At 65.7% G+C, this 17822-nt stretch carries 23 protein-coding genes; 10 read left to right on the top strand and 13 right to left on the bottom strand.

Going from position 1 to position 17822, the window contains the following annotated elements:
- Positions 1-12: 12 nt before the first annotated feature.
- Positions 13-1305: a fumarylacetoacetase gene (fahA, locus tag MF6396_RS00365; RefSeq protein WP_078479495.1), complete on the bottom strand. Its 1293-nt coding sequence runs from the start codon at positions 1303-1305 to the stop codon at positions 13-15.
- Positions 1306-1307: 2 nt separating this feature from the next.
- The gene (gene hmgA, locus MF6396_RS00360; protein WP_078479494.1) at positions 1308-2609 is read right to left on the bottom strand and encodes a homogentisate 1,2-dioxygenase; all 1302 of its coding nucleotides are present in this window, start codon (positions 2607-2609) and stop codon (positions 1308-1310) included.
- A gap of 118 nt (positions 2610-2727) precedes the next feature.
- Between hmgA and MF6396_RS00355 the strand changes: the two genes are divergently transcribed.
- Positions 2728-3507, top strand: a complete 780-nt coding sequence (locus MF6396_RS00355) for an IclR family transcriptional regulator (RefSeq protein ID WP_043860419.1) — start codon at positions 2728-2730, stop codon at positions 3505-3507.
- 293 nt (positions 3508-3800) lie between these two features.
- Here MF6396_RS00355 and MF6396_RS00350 read toward each other — a convergent pair whose 3' ends face one another.
- The 4 genes from MF6396_RS00350 to MF6396_RS00335 all read right to left on the bottom strand — a co-directional run bounded on the left by MF6396_RS00350 (position 3801) and on the right by MF6396_RS00335 (position 6984).
- Positions 3801-4712 (bottom strand): SDR family oxidoreductase, encoded by a 912-nt coding sequence (locus MF6396_RS00350; RefSeq protein WP_054914880.1) that lies wholly within the window; start codon positions 4710-4712, stop codon positions 3801-3803.
- A 111-nt stretch (positions 4713-4823) separates the two neighbouring features.
- Positions 4824-5729, bottom strand: coding sequence for an alpha/beta fold hydrolase (locus tag MF6396_RS00345; protein ID WP_043860421.1), 906 nt, complete (start codon positions 5727-5729; stop codon positions 4824-4826).
- Between the two features lie 192 nt (positions 5730-5921).
- Positions 5922-6608, bottom strand: a complete 687-nt coding sequence (locus tag MF6396_RS00340; protein WP_043860422.1) for an LrgB family protein — start codon at positions 6606-6608, stop codon at positions 5922-5924.
- Positions 6598-6984: a CidA/LrgA family protein gene (locus MF6396_RS00335; RefSeq protein WP_043860423.1), complete on the bottom strand. Its 387-nt coding sequence runs from the start codon at positions 6982-6984 to the stop codon at positions 6598-6600. The genes MF6396_RS00340 and MF6396_RS00335 overlap by 11 nt, the downstream gene beginning before the upstream one ends.
- Before the next feature lie 96 nt (positions 6985-7080).
- Between MF6396_RS00335 and MF6396_RS00330 the strand changes: the two genes are divergently transcribed.
- Complete coding sequence (locus MF6396_RS00330; protein WP_078479493.1) at positions 7081-7968, top strand: LysR family transcriptional regulator; 888 nt, start codon at positions 7081-7083, stop codon at positions 7966-7968.
- On the opposite strand, the gene MF6396_RS00325 is transcribed toward MF6396_RS00330, so the two are convergent.
- Entirely contained in the window at positions 7969-8424 is a 456-nt protein-coding gene (locus tag MF6396_RS00325) for a flavodoxin (RefSeq protein ID WP_043860425.1), read from the bottom strand.
- 150 nt (positions 8425-8574) lie between these two features.
- Between MF6396_RS00325 and MF6396_RS00320 the strand changes: the two genes are divergently transcribed.
- A complete protein-coding gene (locus MF6396_RS00320; protein ID WP_078479492.1) occupies positions 8575-9036 on the top strand; it encodes a PAS domain-containing protein in 462 nt (153 codons plus the stop codon).
- 69 nt (positions 9037-9105) lie between these two features.
- Positions 9106-9714: a hypothetical protein gene (locus MF6396_RS00315; RefSeq protein ID WP_043860427.1), complete on the top strand. Its 609-nt coding sequence runs from the start codon at positions 9106-9108 to the stop codon at positions 9712-9714.
- An 85-nt stretch (positions 9715-9799) separates the two neighbouring features.
- Here MF6396_RS00315 and MF6396_RS00310 read toward each other — a convergent pair whose 3' ends face one another.
- Complete coding sequence (locus MF6396_RS00310) at positions 9800-10750, bottom strand: MerR family transcriptional regulator (RefSeq protein ID WP_043860428.1); 951 nt, start codon at positions 10748-10750, stop codon at positions 9800-9802.
- 229 nt (positions 10751-10979) lie between these two features.
- Here MF6396_RS00310 and MF6396_RS00305 point away from each other — a divergent pair, with 229 nt between their 5' ends.
- From MF6396_RS00305 to MF6396_RS00290, 4 genes are all read left to right on the top strand, one after another.
- On the top strand, positions 10980-11552 hold the full coding sequence (locus tag MF6396_RS00305; RefSeq protein ID WP_043860429.1) for an antibiotic biosynthesis monooxygenase: 573 nt from the start codon (positions 10980-10982) through the stop codon (positions 11550-11552).
- A gap of 86 nt (positions 11553-11638) precedes the next feature.
- Positions 11639-12337: a dihydromonapterin reductase gene (folM, locus tag MF6396_RS00300; protein ID WP_054914885.1), complete on the top strand. Its 699-nt coding sequence runs from the start codon at positions 11639-11641 to the stop codon at positions 12335-12337.
- Positions 12338-12363: 26 nt separating this feature from the next.
- Positions 12364-12660, top strand: coding sequence for a DUF1244 domain-containing protein (locus MF6396_RS00295; protein WP_043860431.1), 297 nt, complete (start codon positions 12364-12366; stop codon positions 12658-12660).
- Complete coding sequence (locus MF6396_RS00290) at positions 12653-12994, top strand: HopJ type III effector protein (protein ID WP_043860432.1); 342 nt, start codon at positions 12653-12655, stop codon at positions 12992-12994. Before MF6396_RS00295 ends, MF6396_RS00290 begins: the two co-directional genes overlap by 8 nt.
- Before the next feature lie 41 nt (positions 12995-13035).
- Here the strand turns inward: MF6396_RS00290 and MF6396_RS00285 are convergent, their stop codons facing one another.
- The 3 genes from MF6396_RS00285 to MF6396_RS00280 all read right to left on the bottom strand — a co-directional run bounded on the left by MF6396_RS00285 (position 13036) and on the right by MF6396_RS00280 (position 15002).
- A complete protein-coding gene (locus MF6396_RS00285) occupies positions 13036-13968 on the bottom strand; it encodes an alpha/beta hydrolase family protein (RefSeq protein WP_078479491.1) in 933 nt (310 codons plus the stop codon).
- A gap of 14 nt (positions 13969-13982) precedes the next feature.
- Positions 13983-14093 carry a hypothetical protein gene (locus MF6396_RS28340; RefSeq protein ID WP_229590057.1) on the bottom strand — a complete coding sequence of 37 codons (111 nt, stop codon included), beginning with the start codon at positions 14091-14093 and terminating at the stop codon, positions 13983-13985.
- A 120-nt stretch (positions 14094-14213) separates the two neighbouring features.
- Positions 14214-15002: an SDR family NAD(P)-dependent oxidoreductase gene (locus MF6396_RS00280; RefSeq protein WP_043860434.1), complete on the bottom strand. Its 789-nt coding sequence runs from the start codon at positions 15000-15002 to the stop codon at positions 14214-14216.
- A gap of 138 nt (positions 15003-15140) precedes the next feature.
- Between MF6396_RS00280 and MF6396_RS00275 the strand changes: the two genes are divergently transcribed.
- On the top strand, positions 15141-15710 hold the full coding sequence (locus MF6396_RS00275) for a TetR/AcrR family transcriptional regulator (protein WP_043860435.1): 570 nt from the start codon (positions 15141-15143) through the stop codon (positions 15708-15710).
- A gap of 109 nt (positions 15711-15819) precedes the next feature.
- Positions 15820-16593 (top strand): ParA family protein, encoded by a 774-nt coding sequence (locus MF6396_RS00270; protein WP_043860436.1) that lies wholly within the window; start codon positions 15820-15822, stop codon positions 16591-16593.
- A gap of 27 nt (positions 16594-16620) precedes the next feature.
- Here MF6396_RS00270 and arsH read toward each other — a convergent pair whose 3' ends face one another.
- Entirely contained in the window at positions 16621-17322 is a 702-nt protein-coding gene (gene arsH, locus MF6396_RS00265; protein WP_078479490.1) for an arsenical resistance protein ArsH, read from the bottom strand.
- A gap of 12 nt (positions 17323-17334) precedes the next feature.
- Entirely contained in the window at positions 17335-17805 is a 471-nt protein-coding gene (locus MF6396_RS00260) for an arsenate reductase ArsC (protein WP_078479489.1), read from the bottom strand.
- Between the last annotated feature and the right edge of the window lie 17 nt (positions 17806-17822).

The raw sequence follows: 17822 nt of genomic DNA, 5'->3' as shown, positions 1-17822 counted from the left end.
GCTCGTACCCTCTCAATGTGCCGACAGGATCTTGCCGCGGCACTCGCCAAAACCGATCGACGCCACGCCATCACGCTTGCAGCGCGCGCGCAGGATGATCTCGTCGCCGTCTTCGAGGAACCTGCGCACCTCGCCACTGGCCAGTTCGATCGGCACCTTGCCGCCCTCGGTAATCTCCAGCAGGCTGCCGAACTGGCCAGGCTTGGCGCCCGACAGGGTGCCCGAACCGAACAGGTCGCCTGGCTGCAACTGGCAGCCGTTGACACTGTGGTGCGCAACCATCTGCGCCACGGTCCAGTACATGCTCAGGGTGTTGCTCAGGGTCAGGCGATGCGCCGGCAGGTTCTGCTCGCGCATGCGCTCGGTCAGCAGCAGCACTTCCAGCTCGATGTCGAACGCGCCACCCGCCTGGTCACGCGGGTCGAGCAGGTACGCCAGCGGCTGCGGATCGCCTTCGGGGCGTGCCGGCTGGGCGCAGCGGAACGGCTCCAGCGCCTCGGCGGTGACCACCCAGGGCGACACGGTGGAGATGAAGCTCTTGGACAGGAACGGGCCCAGCGGCTGGTATTCCCAGGCCTGGATGTCGCGGGCCGACCAGTCGTTGAGCAGGCAGTAGCCGGCCACGTGTTCGCCTGCCTGCGCTACCGGGATGGCATCGCCCATGGCATTGCCCTGGCCGATCCAGATGCCCAGCTCCAGTTCGTAGTCCAGCCGCGCGCACGGGCCGAAGCTCGGCTCGGTTTGCCCGGCGGGCAGGGTCTGGCCGTTGGGCCGACGGACATCGGTACCCGACGGGCGAATGGTCGAGGCACGGCCGTGGTAGCCGATCGGCACATACTTGTAGTTGGGCAGCAGCGGGTTGTCGGGGCGGAACAGCTTGCCGACGTTCTTGGCGTGCTCGATGCCTACATAGAAGTCGGTGTAGTCGCCGATGCGCGCCGGCAGGTGCAGTTGGCACTCGGCGGCCGGGTACAGGGCCGGCTTCAGCGCAGCCTGGTGCGGGCTGTCGGCACCCAGCAGTTCGAGCAGGCGCTCGCGCAGGGCCACGCGGGCCTCACGGCCCAGGGCGAAATAGGCGTTCAGCGCACCACCACGGGTGGCCTGCACCGCATTGCGGGCCTGGCCGTCGAACAGCCCGGCGGCCAGCACCGCGTCGAGGTCCAGAATCGCGTCACCGATGGCCACACCGCAGCGACGCTCGTCGCTGCCACGGCTGAAGATACCCAGCGGCAGGTTCTGCAGCGGGAAATCGCTATGCCCGTTGGCGTGCTCGACCCAACTGCGGGCAATGGCGGACTGGTTCATGGTTATCTCCGATTCGGGGTGAAGGTGCTCGGCAAGGTGGCCCAGCACGTGTCGTAGTCGGCCTGCAGTTGCGGGCATTCAAGCGCATGGCGGGTCGGGCGCAGCACCTGGCTGGTCTCGAACATGAACGCCATGGTGTTGTCGATCTTGCTCGGCGCAAGGTCGGCGGCAATCGCCCTGGCGCAGGTTTCGGCGTCCGGGCCGTGGGCGCTCATGCAGCTGTGCAGCAAGGCGCCGCCGGGCAGGAAGCCTTCGGCCTTGGCGTCGTACTCGCCCTTGATCAACCCCATGAACTCGTTCATCAGGTTGCGGTGGAACCACGGTGGACGGAAGGTGTTCTCGGCCACCATCCAGCGCGGCGGGAAAATCACGAAATCGATGTTGGCCATGCCCGGTACGCTGGTAGGCGAAGTGAGCACGGTGAAGATCGACGGGTCGGGATGGTCGAAGCTGACCGTGCCGATGGTGTTGAAACGGCGCAGGTCGTATTTGTACGGCACGTTGTTGCCGTGCCAGGCCACCACGTCCAGCGGCGAGTGCTGCAGTTCGCAGCCCCACAGCTCGCCGAGGAACTTCTGTACCAGCGGCACCGGGCCCTGCTGCTCTTCGTAGTGGGCCACCGGCGCGAGGAAGTCGCGCGGGTTGGCCAGGCCGTTGCTGCCCAGCGGGCCCAGGTCCGGAATGCGCAGCGGCGCGCCGTGGTTCTCGGCAATGTAGCCACGCGCCTGACTGTCGAGCAGCTCGACGCGAAACTTCAGGCCACGGGGCAGCACGGCGATTTCCAGCGGCTCCACGTCCAGCACGCCCAGCTCGGTGACGAGGCGCAGGCGGCCCTGCTCGGGGACCAGCAGCAGTTCGCCATCGGCGTTGAAGAACACCCGCTCCATGGAACGGTTGGCGCGGTAGTTGTAGATGCTGATGCCGGCCGGCTTTTGCGCCGCCGAGTTGGCCGCCATGGCTACCCAGCCGTCGATGAAGTCGGTGGGCTCGGCCGGGATGTCCAGCGGGCTCCAGCGCAGCCGGTTGGGGGTTACCGGGCCCAGCGGGCCGCCGCTCAACTGGCGCTCGAGGCGTTCGAATGCCGGGTGCAGTGCCGATGGCCGGATACGGTACAGCCAGGTACGCCGCTGCTCGCTGCGCGCCATGGTGAATGCGGTGCCGGAAAACAGCTCGGCATACAGGCCATACGGGGCTTTTTGCGGGGAGTTCTGGCCAACCGGCAGGGCGCCGGGCAATGCCTCGCTGGCAAATTCGTTGCCGAAGCCGCTCTGGTAAGCGAGGGCGGGAGTGGAATCGACGTTCATCGAGCCTCCAGTCAGGTAGCGTTATTATTATCGTAAACTGATTACGCATAACGTAATTTGATACCTGTAACCCGTCAAGCTATAAAGACGCCCACCTGTCAACACGGACCCCTTTCCCATGAGCAAAACCAGCACCGCCGACAGCAACGGCAAACAGAAGGTCCGCTCGGCGGAGGTCGGTACCGACATTCTCAAGGCGCTGGCCCAGCTCTCGCCGGCCACCTCGCTGTCGCGCCTGGCCGAGCATGTACAGATGCCCGCGAGCAAGGTGCATCGCTACCTGCAGGCCCTGATCGCCAGCGGCTTTGCCGAGCAGAACCCGGCCACCAACCACTACGGGCTGGGCCGTGAAGCCCTGCGCGTGGGCCTGGCCGCGCTGGGCGGGATGGACGTGCTGAAAGTGGCGGCCATGCCGTTGTCACAGCTGCGTGACGCGCTCAATGAAAGCTGCTTTATCGCGGTGTGGGGCAACCAGGGCGCAACGGTGGTGAACATCGAACCTGCGGTGCGCGCCGTGACGGTGGTGACGCAGATCGGCTCGGTGCTGCCGTTGCTCAGTTCGTCCACCGGGCTGGTGTTCGGGGCCTACCTGCCCCAGCGCGAGACCATCGAGTTGCGCGACCAGGAACTGCTTGCCCTGGGCCAGGACGCCGCAGACTACGAAGCGCTGTTTGCGCAGATCCGCGCACGCGGCCTGCACCATGTGCATGGCCTGCTGATGCCGGGGGTGGATGCGCTGTCGGCACCGGTGTTCAACGCCATGGGCAACATCGCTGCCGTGCTGACCGTGGTGGGCCCGACCTCGATTTTCCATGCCGATGAACAGGGCCCGGCGGCGCAGCAGCTGCAGGCGGCGGCGCAGGCAATCAGCTGGCGCATGGGCTATGAACCACAGTGACCTGTTTTGGTGCACTGTTACCCACTTTGCAACAGTGAATGTCCGAAACGTCTATTTTTTTCGGTAGGGGGGCTGGCTATGCTGGCCGGGCTTGCAGCGAAACGCGGTTTCGCCAGGCGCTGGGCCGATGGTTTGGCGGTTAATGTCAGGTTAATCCTCTCCCCCTAGAGTAACCACCTGACACGTTGAACCCTCCCCCTTCAGGTTCACCGACGTTGATTTTGAAGCTCCTTGATCTACGTCTTGCTTGGCCGCTGCTTTTGCAGCGGCCTTTTTTATTTGTGCTGCCCGGTTCAGCCTGCGTGCCTGTGCAGATTGGCCATCATCTGCTGCAACGCCTCGAGGCTGTCCTGCGGGTGCACCGCGCCCTCGAAATCGCCGATGGCATCCCAACTTGCGGCGATGTCTTCCACGCTCATGCCCTGGCGCGGGTCGAAGCCCACCCCCAGGCTGCGTTCCCAGCGCACCTTGCCCACCCAGCCGCCACCGACCTCGTACAGCCCGCCGGTGTCCTGGCAGCGATCACTGCCCAGGTACACCACCAGCGGGCTGATCAGCTCGGGCTTGAGCTGTTCGAACACCTGCGGCGGAATCAGCCCCTCGGTCATGCGCGTGCCACCGGTGGGGGCGATGGCATTGACCAGGATGCCGTGCTTGCGCCCCTCGAGCGCCAGGGTGCGGGTCAGCCCGTACAGGCCCAGCTTGGCCATGCCGTAGTTGGCCTGGCCGAAATTGCCGTAGATGCCCGAGGTGGACGAGGTGAAGATCACCCGCCCCGCGTTCTGCTCGCGCAGGTGCGGCCAGGCGGCGCGGGTGAGCTTGTAGGCACCCTCCACATGCACGCGGTACACCTGGTCCCAGTCGCTGTCCTCCATCTTGTGAAAGGTCTTGTCCCGCAGGATGCCGGCGTTGTTGACCAGCACATCCACGCGGCCGAAGGTGTCCAGCGCCTGCTGGACGATACGCTCGCCATCGGTGACCGAGTCATGGCTGGCCACCGCCGTGCCGCCCGCCTCGCGAATCTCGGCCACCACGCGGTCGGCCGCCGATGCGCTGGCGCCTTCACCATGGGTGGAGCCTCCCAGGTCGTTGACCACCACGTGGGCACCATGACGGGCGAACAGCAGCGCATGGGCACGCCCGAGGCCCCCGCCAGCGCCGGTCACAATCACTACTTTTTCATCCAGGCGAATCGACTCGGTCATCTCGGCACTCCGTTAACTGCAAGGAATATGGCAGCCAGTGTCAGCCAGCGCCCGGCCCCGGACAATCAACCGGGCGGACGCTGAATGGCAGGCAATAAGGCAGCGGGATGATCAGGACCAGGCGACCTTGTGCGCCAGGCTTGGCAGAGGTTGCTGCCGAAATGCCAGGTAGTGGCGCAGCACCTGTACCGGTGCCTCGGTGTGCGGATAATGGCCGATGCCCTGCAGGGTCACGGTGTCGGGTTGGGGCACCAGTTCGCAGTAGCGCGCCACCACATGCGCGCCCGATACCGGGTCGGCGGCGCCATTGATAAGGCGCAGCGGTACGCCTGACTGCTGCAAGGCCGCCACCCAGCGCTCGCGCCAGGTGACGCGCTCGGGTACATAGGCTGCCAGCTTGTGCAGGATGCGATTGCCGCGGTTGGAGGCGATCAGGCTCCAGCAGTCATCCAGCACGCTTTCACTGGGGCGTGTGCTGCGGCCATAGAGGTGGGTGACATTCCTGACCAGGTCGTCGCGCCCGAACGAGCGCGCCACCAGCCAGCCAAGCCGGCTGAGCAGGAGCTTGTGCACCAGCAACGCACGGTGGCACTCCGGGAACAGGCCGGCGTTGAGAAACGCGCAACTGGCCACCTGGGCCGCCCCCTCGTGGTGACGGGCCAGCAGTTCCTGGGCCACCGTGGCGCCATAGTCATGGGCCAGCAGGTGCACCGGCTCCTGAACCTGCAGGTGTTCGAGCAGGGCCTGCTGTACGTCTGCCTGTTCCAGCAGGCTGTAGGTGTGGTGCAACGGCTTGGACGAGTCACCGAAGCCGAGCATGTCGCAGGCGATCACGCGAAAGCGCTGGGCCAGGGGTTGCCACAGGTAGTGCCAGTCCCAGCTGGCGGTGGGGAAGCCGTGCAGCAGAAGCAGGGGCTCGCCCTGCCCTGCGCTCCAGTAGCGAATCGATTGCTGGCGAAACGTGAAACTGCGACCACGGGTACGCCAGACACTCAAGGGAATCTCGGCGAGGGGCATCACGCAGGTCCTGGTTCGGGGCTGCAACTTCCTGGGGGCAGCGCGTTGTCGGGCAAAGGGTTGGCGGCGGTCATTGCAATCACCTCGGCACATGGGTGTGCTCTGCTGCCGGTCAGTCTAGAGGCGCGACTCGATAGCGGGTGTTGCATTGCCAGCCAGCTTATTGGCCCACCGGGTCAGGGCAGTAAATAGTTACAGCAGGTGACGTAACAGTGGCGCCATGAACAGGTTGAAAATGCCCGTCAGCACCATCACCAGCCCGGCCACAGAGCCTTCTTCACCGCCCACCTCATGGGCTCGGCTGACCCCGGCGCCGTGCGCCCCCACCCCGAACAGCGCCCCGCGTGCCAGCGGCGTGCGCAAGGGCAGGTACTTGAGCAGTACCCCGCCCATCAGGGCACCGAGCACCCCGGTGAACATCACGAACACCGCGGTGAGTTCCGGCACACCGCCCAGGTCGTGGGCCAGCGGCATGGCAAAGGGTGTGGTGATCGAGCGTGGCAGCAGCGACAGGCTCACCTGATTGTCCAGCGACAACGCATGGGCCAGGGCCCACGAACTACCGATGGACGCCGCACTGCCCACCAGCATGCCCAGCGACAGGGCCGGCCAGTGGCGTGCCAGCAGCGCCCGCTGCTGCCAGATAGGCACCGCAAAGGCCACGGTGACCGGGCCCAGCACCGACATCAGCCAGTGCGTGTTGCGCGCATACTCGGCGTAACCGGTGTGCAATGGCACCGCCACCGCCAGCAGCACCACCGGGACCAGGATCAGCGGCGACAGCAGGTAGCGCCCGGTACGTCGGTACAGCCAGCGGCTGCCCAGGTAGGCCAGCAGAGTCAGCGCCAGCCAGAACAGCGACATCGGCTCAAGCGTCATGGCGCAGCCTCCAGCGGCACGCCCACTCCACCGTGAAGGCAGTGGCGAGCATCACCAGCAGCGTGCTTGCACCGATCACCAGCAGAATGCGCCAGCCTTCGCTGCGCAGCAGCGGGCCGTAGTCGAGCAGGCTCATCAGCGCCGGAATGAAGAACAGCAGCATCTCTGCCATCAGCAGGGTGGCGCCGGTCTGCAGGGTTGCCGGCTTGACCCGCCCGGTGGCGAATACCAGCAGCAACAGCGCCATGCCCACCACACCGCCCGGGATCGGCCAGTGCAGCCAGGCCGACAGCTGGCAACCGAGCAGGTACAGCACGAGCAGCACGCCCAGTTCGGCGAGCAGGCGCGAAAATTTCTTGAATGAAACGGCAGTCATCGAAGGGGTCCTCTGAGGTCTGCAGTTTAAAATCCCGCTGCCCATGCAAAAAGCGAATTGTTAGACTGGCCTCCATTCCATAATGGAATTCAGGCAATGGAATTCAAGCAACTACGCAGTTTTGTCGAAGTGGTTCATCGCGGCGGCTTCACCCAGGCCGCGCAGACCCTGCATATCAGCCAGTCGGCCGTGAGCAAGCAGGTGGCGCAGCTGGAGCACGACCTGGGCATGGCCCTGCTCGATCGCCATGGCTCGCAGTTGCACCTGACCGACGCCGGCAAGATCGTGCTGGCCCGCGGCGAGACCATGCTGCGGCTGCGCCAGGAACTGCACAACGAACTCGACGACCTTGGCCAGCTGGCGCGGGGCGAGTTGCGCCTGGGGCTGCCGCTGCTGGGCAGCGACGCGCTGTTTGCCGGGTTGTTCGCCGAGTACCGGCGGCGCTACCCGAACATCACCGTGCAACTGCTCGAAGGCGGCAGCCTGAACGTGGAGCACGCCGTGCGCAGCGGCGAGCTGGAGCTGGGCGGCAGCCTCACGCCCACCACACCGGGCTTCGAGTGCCAGCCCTTCTGCAACGAACCGTTGGATGCACTGCTGCCGGTAGCCCACCCACTGGCCACTGCCGGCAGCATCAACCTGGGGCAACTGGCCGACACGCCGTTTCTGCTGTACCAGCGCAGCTTCGTGCTCAATGATCGCCTGCTGGCGGCCTGCCAGGCCTATGGCTTTACCCCGAAGGAAGGCGGACGCAGCGGCCAGGCGGATTTTCTGGCGGCACTGGTGGCGGCAGGCCAGGGCGTGGTGTTGCTGCCACGGGTGGTGGCGCGGGGCCTGGAACGGCCGGGGGTGGTGCGTGTGACCTTGAGCGAGCCCAGCGACCTGCGCTGGGACATCGCCTTCATCTGGCGCCAGGGCGCCTACCTGTCACGGGCGGCGCAGGCCTGGCTGGCGCTGCTGCGCGAGCGCCCGCAACCGCTGTGATCAGCCGCGCAGCCTGGCGATGAACTCGGCCAGCCAGGGCTCTGCATCGGTTTCGGGAGTGACGGTTTCACTGGCGTCCAGACGCAGCATCGGCTGCACTTCGTCGAGGCCCAGTTCGGCGAACAGCTCGCGCAATTGCTCGCCGCCGCCGCAGTAGGTGTCGCCATAGCAGGAGTCGCCCAGGCCGATCACCGCACCGGGCAAGCCGCGCCAGGCACCTGGCAGCACATCGCGGATCTCGCTGTACAGCGGCACCAGGTTATCGGGCAGCTCGCCCATGCCGGTGGTGGACGTGATCGCCAGAAAGGCCTGCGGAGCAAACCCCTGAACGTCCTGCAGGTTGGCACGGTTGGCCAGCAGGGTCTCGAAACCCGCCGCCTGGAGCAGCGAGGCGGCATGGCGTGCAACTTCCTCGGCAGTGCCGTAGACCGAGCCGGAAAGAATGGCAACTTTCATAACTAATCCCGAAGCTGAGTAAAAGCGTAGGATACTACCACCTGATGCGGGTTCCGGACGCTGGCAATTGGCCCGCATGCAGATGCCGACCGCTCGGCAATCCACTAGAATCCTTCGCCTGGGTGCCCCTTTCACATTCGGTTCGACACGATGATCAACGCCAAGCTGCTGCAACGCATGATTGATGCCTCCAACGACGGGATCGTGGTAGCCGAACAGGAAGGCGACGACGACACCATCCTGATCTATGTGAACCCGGCCTTCGAACGCCTGACCGGCTACGCGGCCAACGACATTCTGTACCGCGACTGCCGCTTCCTGCAGGGCGAGCCGCGCGACGATGCGGCCCGGGCACGCATCCGCGACGCCATCCGCAGCGGCCAGCCATGCCGGGAAGTGCTGCTCAACTACCGCAAGGACGGCACGCCGTTCTGGAACGAGCTGTCGATCACCCCGGTGTTCAACGAGGCCGACCAGCTCAAGTACTTCATCGGTATCCAGAAGGACGTGAGCCGCCAGGTGGCCGCCGAGCAGCGGGTGCTGGAACTGGAGCAGGAACTGGCCCGGGCGTACGCCCTGCTCGACGCGCAGAAACCCGACGGACGGTCTTAACAAATCCAGCGAATCGTTGTCCATCACCCACGAAGAAATGATTCCCGATTGAAATTGCCGAGTTCGCCCATGCAATCAGATGCCCTCCTGACCCAGGATGAGCTGGATTTCATTCAGACCATGCACCGTTCGCCACAGCTGAACCTGACGGACGTCACCTCCAGCCTGCGCCTTGATGGCGGCAGCGAGGTGCAGCAACTGTTGACCCGGCTGGTGGCCCAGGAGCAGGTGACCCTGCAGGCGAATTTCGAGAACCAGCAGATGAGCTTTCCGCTGCAGCTGGTGGAAGACGAGTTCCATGCGGTGAGCCTGCAACTGGGCGCACCGAGCATCTATGAAGACGGGCCGATGATGCGCCCCTGGCGCCTCACGCTGGAGCCGCCGGTTGCGCTGGACGACGAGCTGGGCCTGAGCACCGACCTCAAGGTGTGCGAGATGTCATTTCGCGGTGTGCTGGTGCAGGTACCGCGCAATCGCAAGCCGCCCAAGACCTTCAACCTGTGGTTCAGCCCCGAGGCCGACGCGCCGATCAACCTGCAGGGCACCTTGCAGCGCAAGACGGCCGACGGGCTGGCGGCGTATCGGCTGAGCCAGCACCAGCCCCAAGAGATCGAGCGGTTGCGCCAGTACATCCTGCGCCAGCACCGGTTGGCGCATCCCGAATTGCATCCGGATTAACACCGCAGCGCGGCTTTCGCCGGCAAGGCCGGCCCCTGCAGGGTTGCAACTGCCTGCAGGAGCCGGCCTTGCCGGCGAAGGGGTTTCAGGTATCCAGGTGCTCTGCCAGGTACTGCTGCAGGCGCCGACGCATCAAGCGCCCCTCACTGCCCAGGCACGCCACCTGCGAGCGCATCAGCGCATCCTGGGCCAGCTCCGCCGCCTCCCCCGCGAACAGCAACGGGCAATCCAGGCCCTGGGCCAGGCGCATCAAGCGCTTGGGCAGCTCGGCCGTCGGTGAATGGTTGGAGAACAGCACCAGTGCCTGCGGCGCCATGCGCTCGCACACCAGGCTCAGTTCCTCCAGCGGCTGCCCCACGGCCAACACCCTGATCACCACCTCGCTGCTGCCCAGCATCAGGGCCGCCACCAGCAACTCAAGCTCGCGGCAGTGCCCCGGCATCGCCGCCAGCACCACGCTTACCTCCTGCTGTTCGCGGGCCAGTTGCAGGCGCTGCAAGGCCCGGGCACGCAGGAAGCCATCGAGAAACAGCCACTCGCTCTGCGCACCGAATGCCTCGCCGGCCGCGCACAGGTCGTGCCATACCGGCATCAGGATGTCCTGGAACACCACCACCAGCGGATAGCTGGCGAAGACCTGCCCGTACACCTGCTCCAGGCGCCTCTCGTCGAATGCCTTGACGGCCTGGCGCAGCTGCACCTGCCACTGCTTCCAGTCCGCCTGGGTGCCGGGCGCCTGGGCCGAGGGGGCCTGCTGCTGGGTCGCCTGGTTGCGCGCAAGGATCTTGCCGACCTTGCTCACCGCCACGCCGCGCTCGATCCAGCCCAGAATGCTGCGCACGTCATCGATGTCGGCCTGGGAATACAGGCGGTGCCCACTTTCGGTGCGTACCGGCTGGATCAGCCCATAACGGCGCTCCCAGGCACGCAGGGTGACCGGGTTGATGCCGGTCAGGCGCGCCACTTCACGGATGGGGAAAAGCTCCTCCTGGCGGTGGGGAGCATCAGGGAGGGAAGCCGAATCAGGCTCGATCATCGCCGTAAAGACCGTGATTGCGTAGTGAAAGGCAATTCTACTCCCCTTGTACCAGCCCGCCGCAAGCACCATGCGCCGGGCAGCCGACACATCAGCACTGACGAGTCAGCTTATTTGCGGAATAATCCTTGCTTGTTCCCACACGAACACTCGAACGCCACCCACCACCCCGGGCAGCGTTGCATGGCCGTGGCTACCCGCCGCGCCGGTTTTTACCAGGAGATACACGATGTCTACCCCTCCGGTTACCTTGATGGTGGCGCGCCGCGTTGCCGAGGGTCGCTACGAAGACCTGATCGCCTGGCTGCGTGAAGGCGAACAGCTGGCTACCGACTTTCCCGGCTATTTGGGTTCCGGCGTACTGGCCCCACCGCCCAACGACGACGAATTCCAGATCATCTTCCGCTTCGCCGACGAGAAAACCCTGCATGCCTGGGAGTTTTCTGCCTCGCGCAGCGCCTGGCTGGCCCGCGGCAACGGCCTGTTCCAGCAGCCCCACGAGCACCGGGTCAGCGGCATCGACGGCTGGTTCGGCCCGGCCCTGGCACAACGTCCACCGCGCTGGAAACAGGCCGTGGCCATCTGGCTGGCGTTCTTTCCGGTGTCGCTGGCCTTCAACCTGCTGTTCGGCCACTGGCTGGGCGAGCTCGGCCTGGTGCCACGGGTACTGCTGAGCACCCTGGCCCTGACCCCGCTGATGGTCTACCTGTTCATCCCACTGTCGACCCACCTGCTGGCCAGCTGGCTGCACCCCAAGCCTGCCCCGCAGAGCGTTGCCGCGCCGCCCGTGGGCACCCGCTGACGCAGCGCCCCGGGGCGTGCAACGGCGGCGAGTTCGGGTATGCTGGGGCCTACCCAAGCGAATATCTGAAGTTGACCGCCCATTACATGAACAGCCCAATTCTTGTTACCGGGGCCAGCCAGCGAGTCGGGCTCGCGCTGGCCATCAAACTGGCGCAGGCCGGCCACACGGTCGTCAGCGCCAGCCGCAGCATCAGCGCGCAGGCGCCCCACCCGAACATCGTGCAGTTCCAGGCCGACCTGTGCCTGGAGCAGGACCGCCTGGCCCTGATCGACCACCTGCGCAGCCGCTATGACGGCCTGCGGGCGATCATCCACAACGCCTCGCTGTGGCTCGACGATGACCTGGCCAACCTGAACACCATGTTCAAGTTGCACGTGGAAGCGCCGTACCACCTGAACCTGGCACTGGGTGAGCAACTGCTCAAGCTGGACAAGTCGGACATCATCCACATCTGCGACGAAACCTCCTCGCGCGGCAGCAAGAGCCATATCGGCTATGCCGCCACCAAGGCGGCGTTGCAGAACATGGTGCTGTCGTTCGCCGAGAAGTACGCCCCCAGCGTGCGCGTCAACGCCATCCTGCCCGGCCTGCTGATCTTCAAGGAAGACGGCGACGAGCAGTACCGCCAGCAGGCGCTGAAGAAGGCCCTGCTTGAATTCGAACCCGGTGCCCAGCCGCTGATCGAGGCCGTGATGTTCCTGCTCGACAGCCAGTACAGCACCGGCAGCAACGTGGTCATCAACGGTGGCCGCCATTTGAAGAACCGCATCGCGGCCGGATGAGCCGCTGCACCGTGAAGGGAACCCCCATGGACCCGCAACAGCAACTCGAACTCGAAGCGGCGGCCTTTCGCCGCCTGGTAGCGCACCTGCGCGAGCGCACCGATGTGCAGAACATCGACCTGATGAACCTGTCCGGCTTCTGCCGCAACTGCCTGTCCAAGTGGTACAAGGCCGCCGCCGACGAGCGCCAGATCGACCTTAGCCTGGATGACGCACGCGAAGTGGTCTACGGCATGCCCTACGCCGAGTGGAAAACCCAATACCAGAAAGAAGCCAGCGCCGAACAGCAAGCGGCGTTCGCCAAAGGAAAACCTCATGACTGACCTGAACACCCTGCGCAGCCAACTCGACAGTGGCGAACATGTATTCGCCGACACGCTGGCGTTCATCGCCCAGGGCTACACCTACCAGCCACAGGCCTTCACCAATGGCGGTGTGGAAAACGCCGCCGGGCAGAACGAAGGGTCGTGCAAGACCCTGGGCCTGGCACTGCTCGAAGGCCTGAGCGACCAGCACGCGCTGCTGGCGTTCGGCGAGCACTACCGCTCAGTGCTGGCCACCCCCGAGGGCAGCGACCACGCCAATATCCGTGCGCTGATGCAGCACGGCCTGGCCGGCGTGACGTTCGCCGGCGCGCCGCTGCAACGCAAGGGCTGACGCCACACCGCTGCACAAGAACGGCCCACCTGGGCCGTTTTTCATGCCTGGGGTTCGATCACCTGCCCGGGCACCTGCGCCGGCAGTTGTGCACTGCGCAGCCAGCCCAGGGCTATGGGCCACAGCTGCGCCTGAAAGCGGCTGTGAAAGAACGCGAAATGACCGACCCCCTTGGCAGCGACCTGCTGTGCGGCGATACGCAGGTGCGTGCACGCGCTGGCGGTAAAGTAGCCCAGCAGGCGCTCGATGGCCGGCACCGTACCGAACGGGTCGTCGGTCAGGCTGATCGCCAGGATACTGGCCTGCACCTGGCCAAAGCCCAACGCCCCCAGCGTGCGACCGCTGGGCCGCTGTTCATAGGTGGCGGCGGGTGTCACCCAGTCGCGCACCACGCCGGCCGGGGTGTCCTCCATCCAGCCCAGGCGCTTGCCGGGAAAGTAGCCGAACACGCGGGTCAGCAGCGGCATTGCCAGGTGCCATTTGCACAGCAGTTGCCAGCGGCTGCCCGGGGCATAGTCACGCCAGTAGGCGAACTGAGCGCCCACCGTGCCCACCCGCCGGATGCTCGCCGCCGACGCCGCCAGGCCCACCGCGCAACCGCCGAAACTGTGCCCGACCACATCGATGGGCTGCCCAGGGAACTCGCGCCGGGCGCGCTGGAGCATCGCCTCGAAATCAAGCCGGCCCCAGTCCGACCAGCTGGCCTGAAAACCCCGCAAGGCGGCAGGGCGCGATTCGCCGATGCCGCGGTAGTCGTAGGTGATCACGTCGGCGCCATGGGCGAACAGGTAGTCGGCAAAACGCGAGTAGAACCGGCAGCGCACCGAAGTGGCGGCGTTGATGATGACCACCGCCCGCGTGGGGTCCGCCGTGCCATGGCGCCAGGTGAAGCCGCCCAGGCTGAAGCCGTCTGCCGCCTCTTCGCGAAACGGCTGGGCAACGCTGGGCGCCTGGGTGGTGAGGGGGTGATTCATCGGTGCCGGCTCCTTCAGGGCCCTTCGCAGCGCAGCATCGGCCAGCGGGTGGGCCAGCCCTTGTGGGTGATGCGCGAGGCGTAGACCGTCTGTTTCTGGCTAACGTAACGCGCGGTGCGGCGCAGTACCAGCCCGAACAGGTCATTCAGCCCCAGGGGCGCAGCGACTTATCATTGTGGGTTCGGCCACCGGCAGGTTGCGCGGGCGCTGGCCGCCGATCACCGGCGCGCCGGCCCGCGCCCGCCTCAGGCAAGCTCGGTATAGCGCGCCGCCACCTCGGCCTGGCGGATGTCAGAGATCAGGGTGTGACGGGCCGCCTGGAAGGCCGTCCAGCGGGCGGCGTCATGCAACGGCGGGATGGTCACCCCCTCGCGGCGATCGAACCCCACCAGCGCCGCATCCACCAGGTGGTCCACCTCCATCACCTGCGTCAGGGTGTTGATGTCGATGCCCGAGCGCTCCCATATCTCGGTACGCGTGGCCGCAGGCAACACCGCCTGCACGTATACGCCGCTGGGCGAGAGCTCCAGGCTCAGCCCCTGCGACAGGAACTGCACGAACGCCTTGGTGGCGCCATACACCGTCATGCCCAGCTCCGGTGCCAGCCCTACCACCGAGCCGATATTGACGATGGCCCCCTCCCCGGCCTGCGCCAACCGTGGCGCGATGGCATGGGCCAGGCGCGCCAGCGCGAGGGTGTTGAGCGTGATGATGCGCGTGACGCTGTCGGCGCTCTGCTCGACGAAGGCCCCCGACTGCGCCGCCCCGGCGTTGTTGATGAGGACGCCGATGCGGGCATCTTCGCGCAGGCGGGTTTCGACCCTGGCAAGGTCTTGGGCCAGGGTCAGGTCGGCCTGCAACACCTCGACGACCACGCCATGAGCCTGGGCCAGGCGGCTGGCCAGCCCGTCAAGGCGATGCCTGTCGCGGGCTACCAGCACCAGGTCATGGCCACGACGGGCAAAACGCTCGGCGTAGGTAGCGCCGATACCGGAAGAAGCACCAGTGATGAGAACAGTGGCAAGGGTAGTCATGGGGTTGCGCTCTCGATGGGTGGGTAACGAGCCGCTATGATGATGACCATAATCTTAATCGTCAACGGTTTTGATGATGGTTGACATCAATGTATAGTGGGCCCCTGATTGACGGCACACGCAGCGAGGAATCTGCACATGAGGGTCACCAAGGCACAGGCGCAAGCCAATCGCACGCACATCGTCGAAACCGCGTCCGAACTGTTTCGCGAGCGCGGCTATGACGGGGTGGGCGTGGCAGACCTGATGGCGGCGGCAGGGTTTACCCACGGCGGCTTCTACAAGCACTTCGGCTCCAAGGCCGACCTGATGGCCGAGGCTGCTGCCTGCGGGCTGGCCAAGACTGCCAGCGCCGAAGAAGCGCTGGACGTGGCGCAATTTTTCCAGCGTTACCTGTCGCGCGAACACCGCGATGCACGCAGCACCGGCTGCACCATGGCCGCCCTGTGTGGCGACGCGGCGCGCCAGCCGGCCGCAATCAAGGCGACCTTTGCCGACGGCCTGGAGGGCCTGCTCAAGCGGGCCGAGCACGCAGGTGTCGAAAACGGCGATCAAGACCCGCACACCGCACGCGCCAGGATGATCGAGCGCTTTGCCCAGGCGGTGGGCGCGATCATGCTGTCGCGCGCCTGCCCGGACGATGCGCCATTGGCCGACGAAATCATCGAGGTGTGCCGCAAGGCCATCGTTGCCCCGCTCGCCGACTGAGGTGCCCGCCCCGCAGTTGTCTTAAAACTGCAACTTTTTGGTCATAGTATGGAAGCTGTTCCCGCTGCAGCCCTGTTGCAGCGGGCCTTTGACAAGGACTCGAAACTCAATGCGCCGTGTCGTATTCAATCAGAAAGGGGGCGTGGGCAAGACCAGCATCGCCTGCAACCTTGCCGCCGTCAGCGCCACCGAAGGGTATCGGACACTGCTGGTGGACCTCGACCCCCAGGCCAACACCACCCACTACCTCACCGGCCTGCTCGGCGACGCCATCCCGGCCGGCATCAGCGACTTCTTCAAGCAGACCCTCTCCAGCGCACCGGGCAGCAAGCGCGGGCGCGTGTGCATCACCCCCACCCGCTACGACAACCTCGACCTGGTGACCGCCAGCCCCGACCTGGCCGACCTGCAGCCCAAGCTGGAGAGCAAGTTCAAGATCAACAAGCTGCGCAAGCTGCTGGTTGAACTGTCCGAAGACTACGAGCGCATCTACATCGACACCCCGCCGTCGCTGAACTTCTACACCTTCAGCGCGCTGGTGGCCGCCGACCGCCTGCTGATTCCGTTCGATTGCGACAGCTTTTCGCGCCAGGCGCTGTACAGCGTGATCGAACAGGTGGAAGAACTGCGCCAGGACCACAACGAGTCACTGCAGGTGGAAGGCGTGGTGGCCAACCAGTTCGTCGCGCGCACCGCGCTGCACCAGAGCCTGGTTGATGAACTGCTGGCCGAGGGCCTGCCGGTGCTGCCGGTGTACCTGAGCAGCTCGGTGAAGATGCGCGAATCCCACGAGCTGTCGGTACCGCTGGTGCACATGGCACCGCGGCACAAGCTGTCGCGCGAATTCGTCGACCTGCTGGGGGCGCTGGAGCGGGCTGCCTGAGGGCTGCCCGCCGGTTGCGCCCTGGCGTCAGATCGACGCCTGGCGCATGCGATCGGACAACGCCTGCGCCGTTTCCTTGCGCTCGGAGTAGCGGTCCACCAGGTGCGCCTGGCTGTCGCGCAGCAGCAGCGTGAACTTGACCAGTTCTTCCATCACATCCACCACCCGGTCGTAATACGGCGAGGGCTTCATGCGGCCCTGCTCGTCGAACTCCATGTACGCCTTGGGCACGGACGACTGGTTGGGGATGGTGAACATGCGCATCCAGCGCCCCAGCACGCGCAGCTGATTGACCACGTTGAACGACTGCGAACCGCCCCACACCTGCATCACGGCCAGGGTCTTGCCCTGGGTGGGGCGAATGGCGCCGAGGGCCAGCGGCACCCAGTCGATCTGCGCCTTGAACACCGCCGACATCGCGCCGTGCCGTTCAGGCGAACACCACACCTGGCCTTCGGACCACAGCACCAGCTCGCGCAGTTCCTGAACCTTGGGGTGCTCCACCGGTACGTCGTCCGGCAGTGGCAGGCCGCTGGGGTCGAAGATGCGCGTCTGGGCGCCAAAATGCTGGAGCAGGCGCGCGGCCTCCCCGGTCAGCAAGCGGCTGAAGGAACGCTCGCGGGTGGAACCGTACAGCAACAGAATGCGCGGCTTTCGCTCGCCGGCCTGCAGGGCGGTAGGCAGGCCTTCGAACAGGCTCGGGTCGAGGTTGGGCAGGTCGTGGTGCATGGGGCCTCCGGGTCAGAGCGTGGCAATGCGGTCGAGTTCACGCTTGAGCGCGTGGGCATCGAGCTGGCTGAATGGCAGCGCGAAAAACGCCCGGCAGCGACGCTCGATACGCGCCAGTGCATGGTGAAAGTTCGCCTCCACCTCGTCGTCGGTGCCGGGTTGTTCGGAAGGGTCGGCCAGGCCCCAGTGGGCCTTGAGCGCCGGGCCGAAAAACACCGGGCACGCCTCGCCTGCGGCCTTGTCGCACACGGTGATGACGATATCCGGCGGGTTGGCCGCGAAGGCCTTGTTGCCCTTGCTGCTCAGGCCCGCGGTGCTGATGCCGGCCTGCTGCAGGGTCAGCAGGCTGCGCGGCAACACCTGCCCCCTGGGGAAGCTGCCGGCGCTCAACGCCTCGAAGCCCGCCGGGGCGAGGTGATTGAACATCGCTTCGCAGAGGATGCTGCGGCAGCTGTTGGCCGTGCACATGAACAGAACTCGCATGGTGGTGTACTCCCTTT

Source organism: Pseudomonas sp. MF6396, assembly GCF_002018915.1.
Taxonomy (GTDB): Bacteria; Pseudomonadota; Gammaproteobacteria; order Pseudomonadales; family Pseudomonadaceae; genus Aquipseudomonas; species Aquipseudomonas palmensis.
The sequence above is the reverse complement of the archived record's forward strand: the minus strand, read 5'-3'. Positions and strand labels throughout refer to the sequence as shown.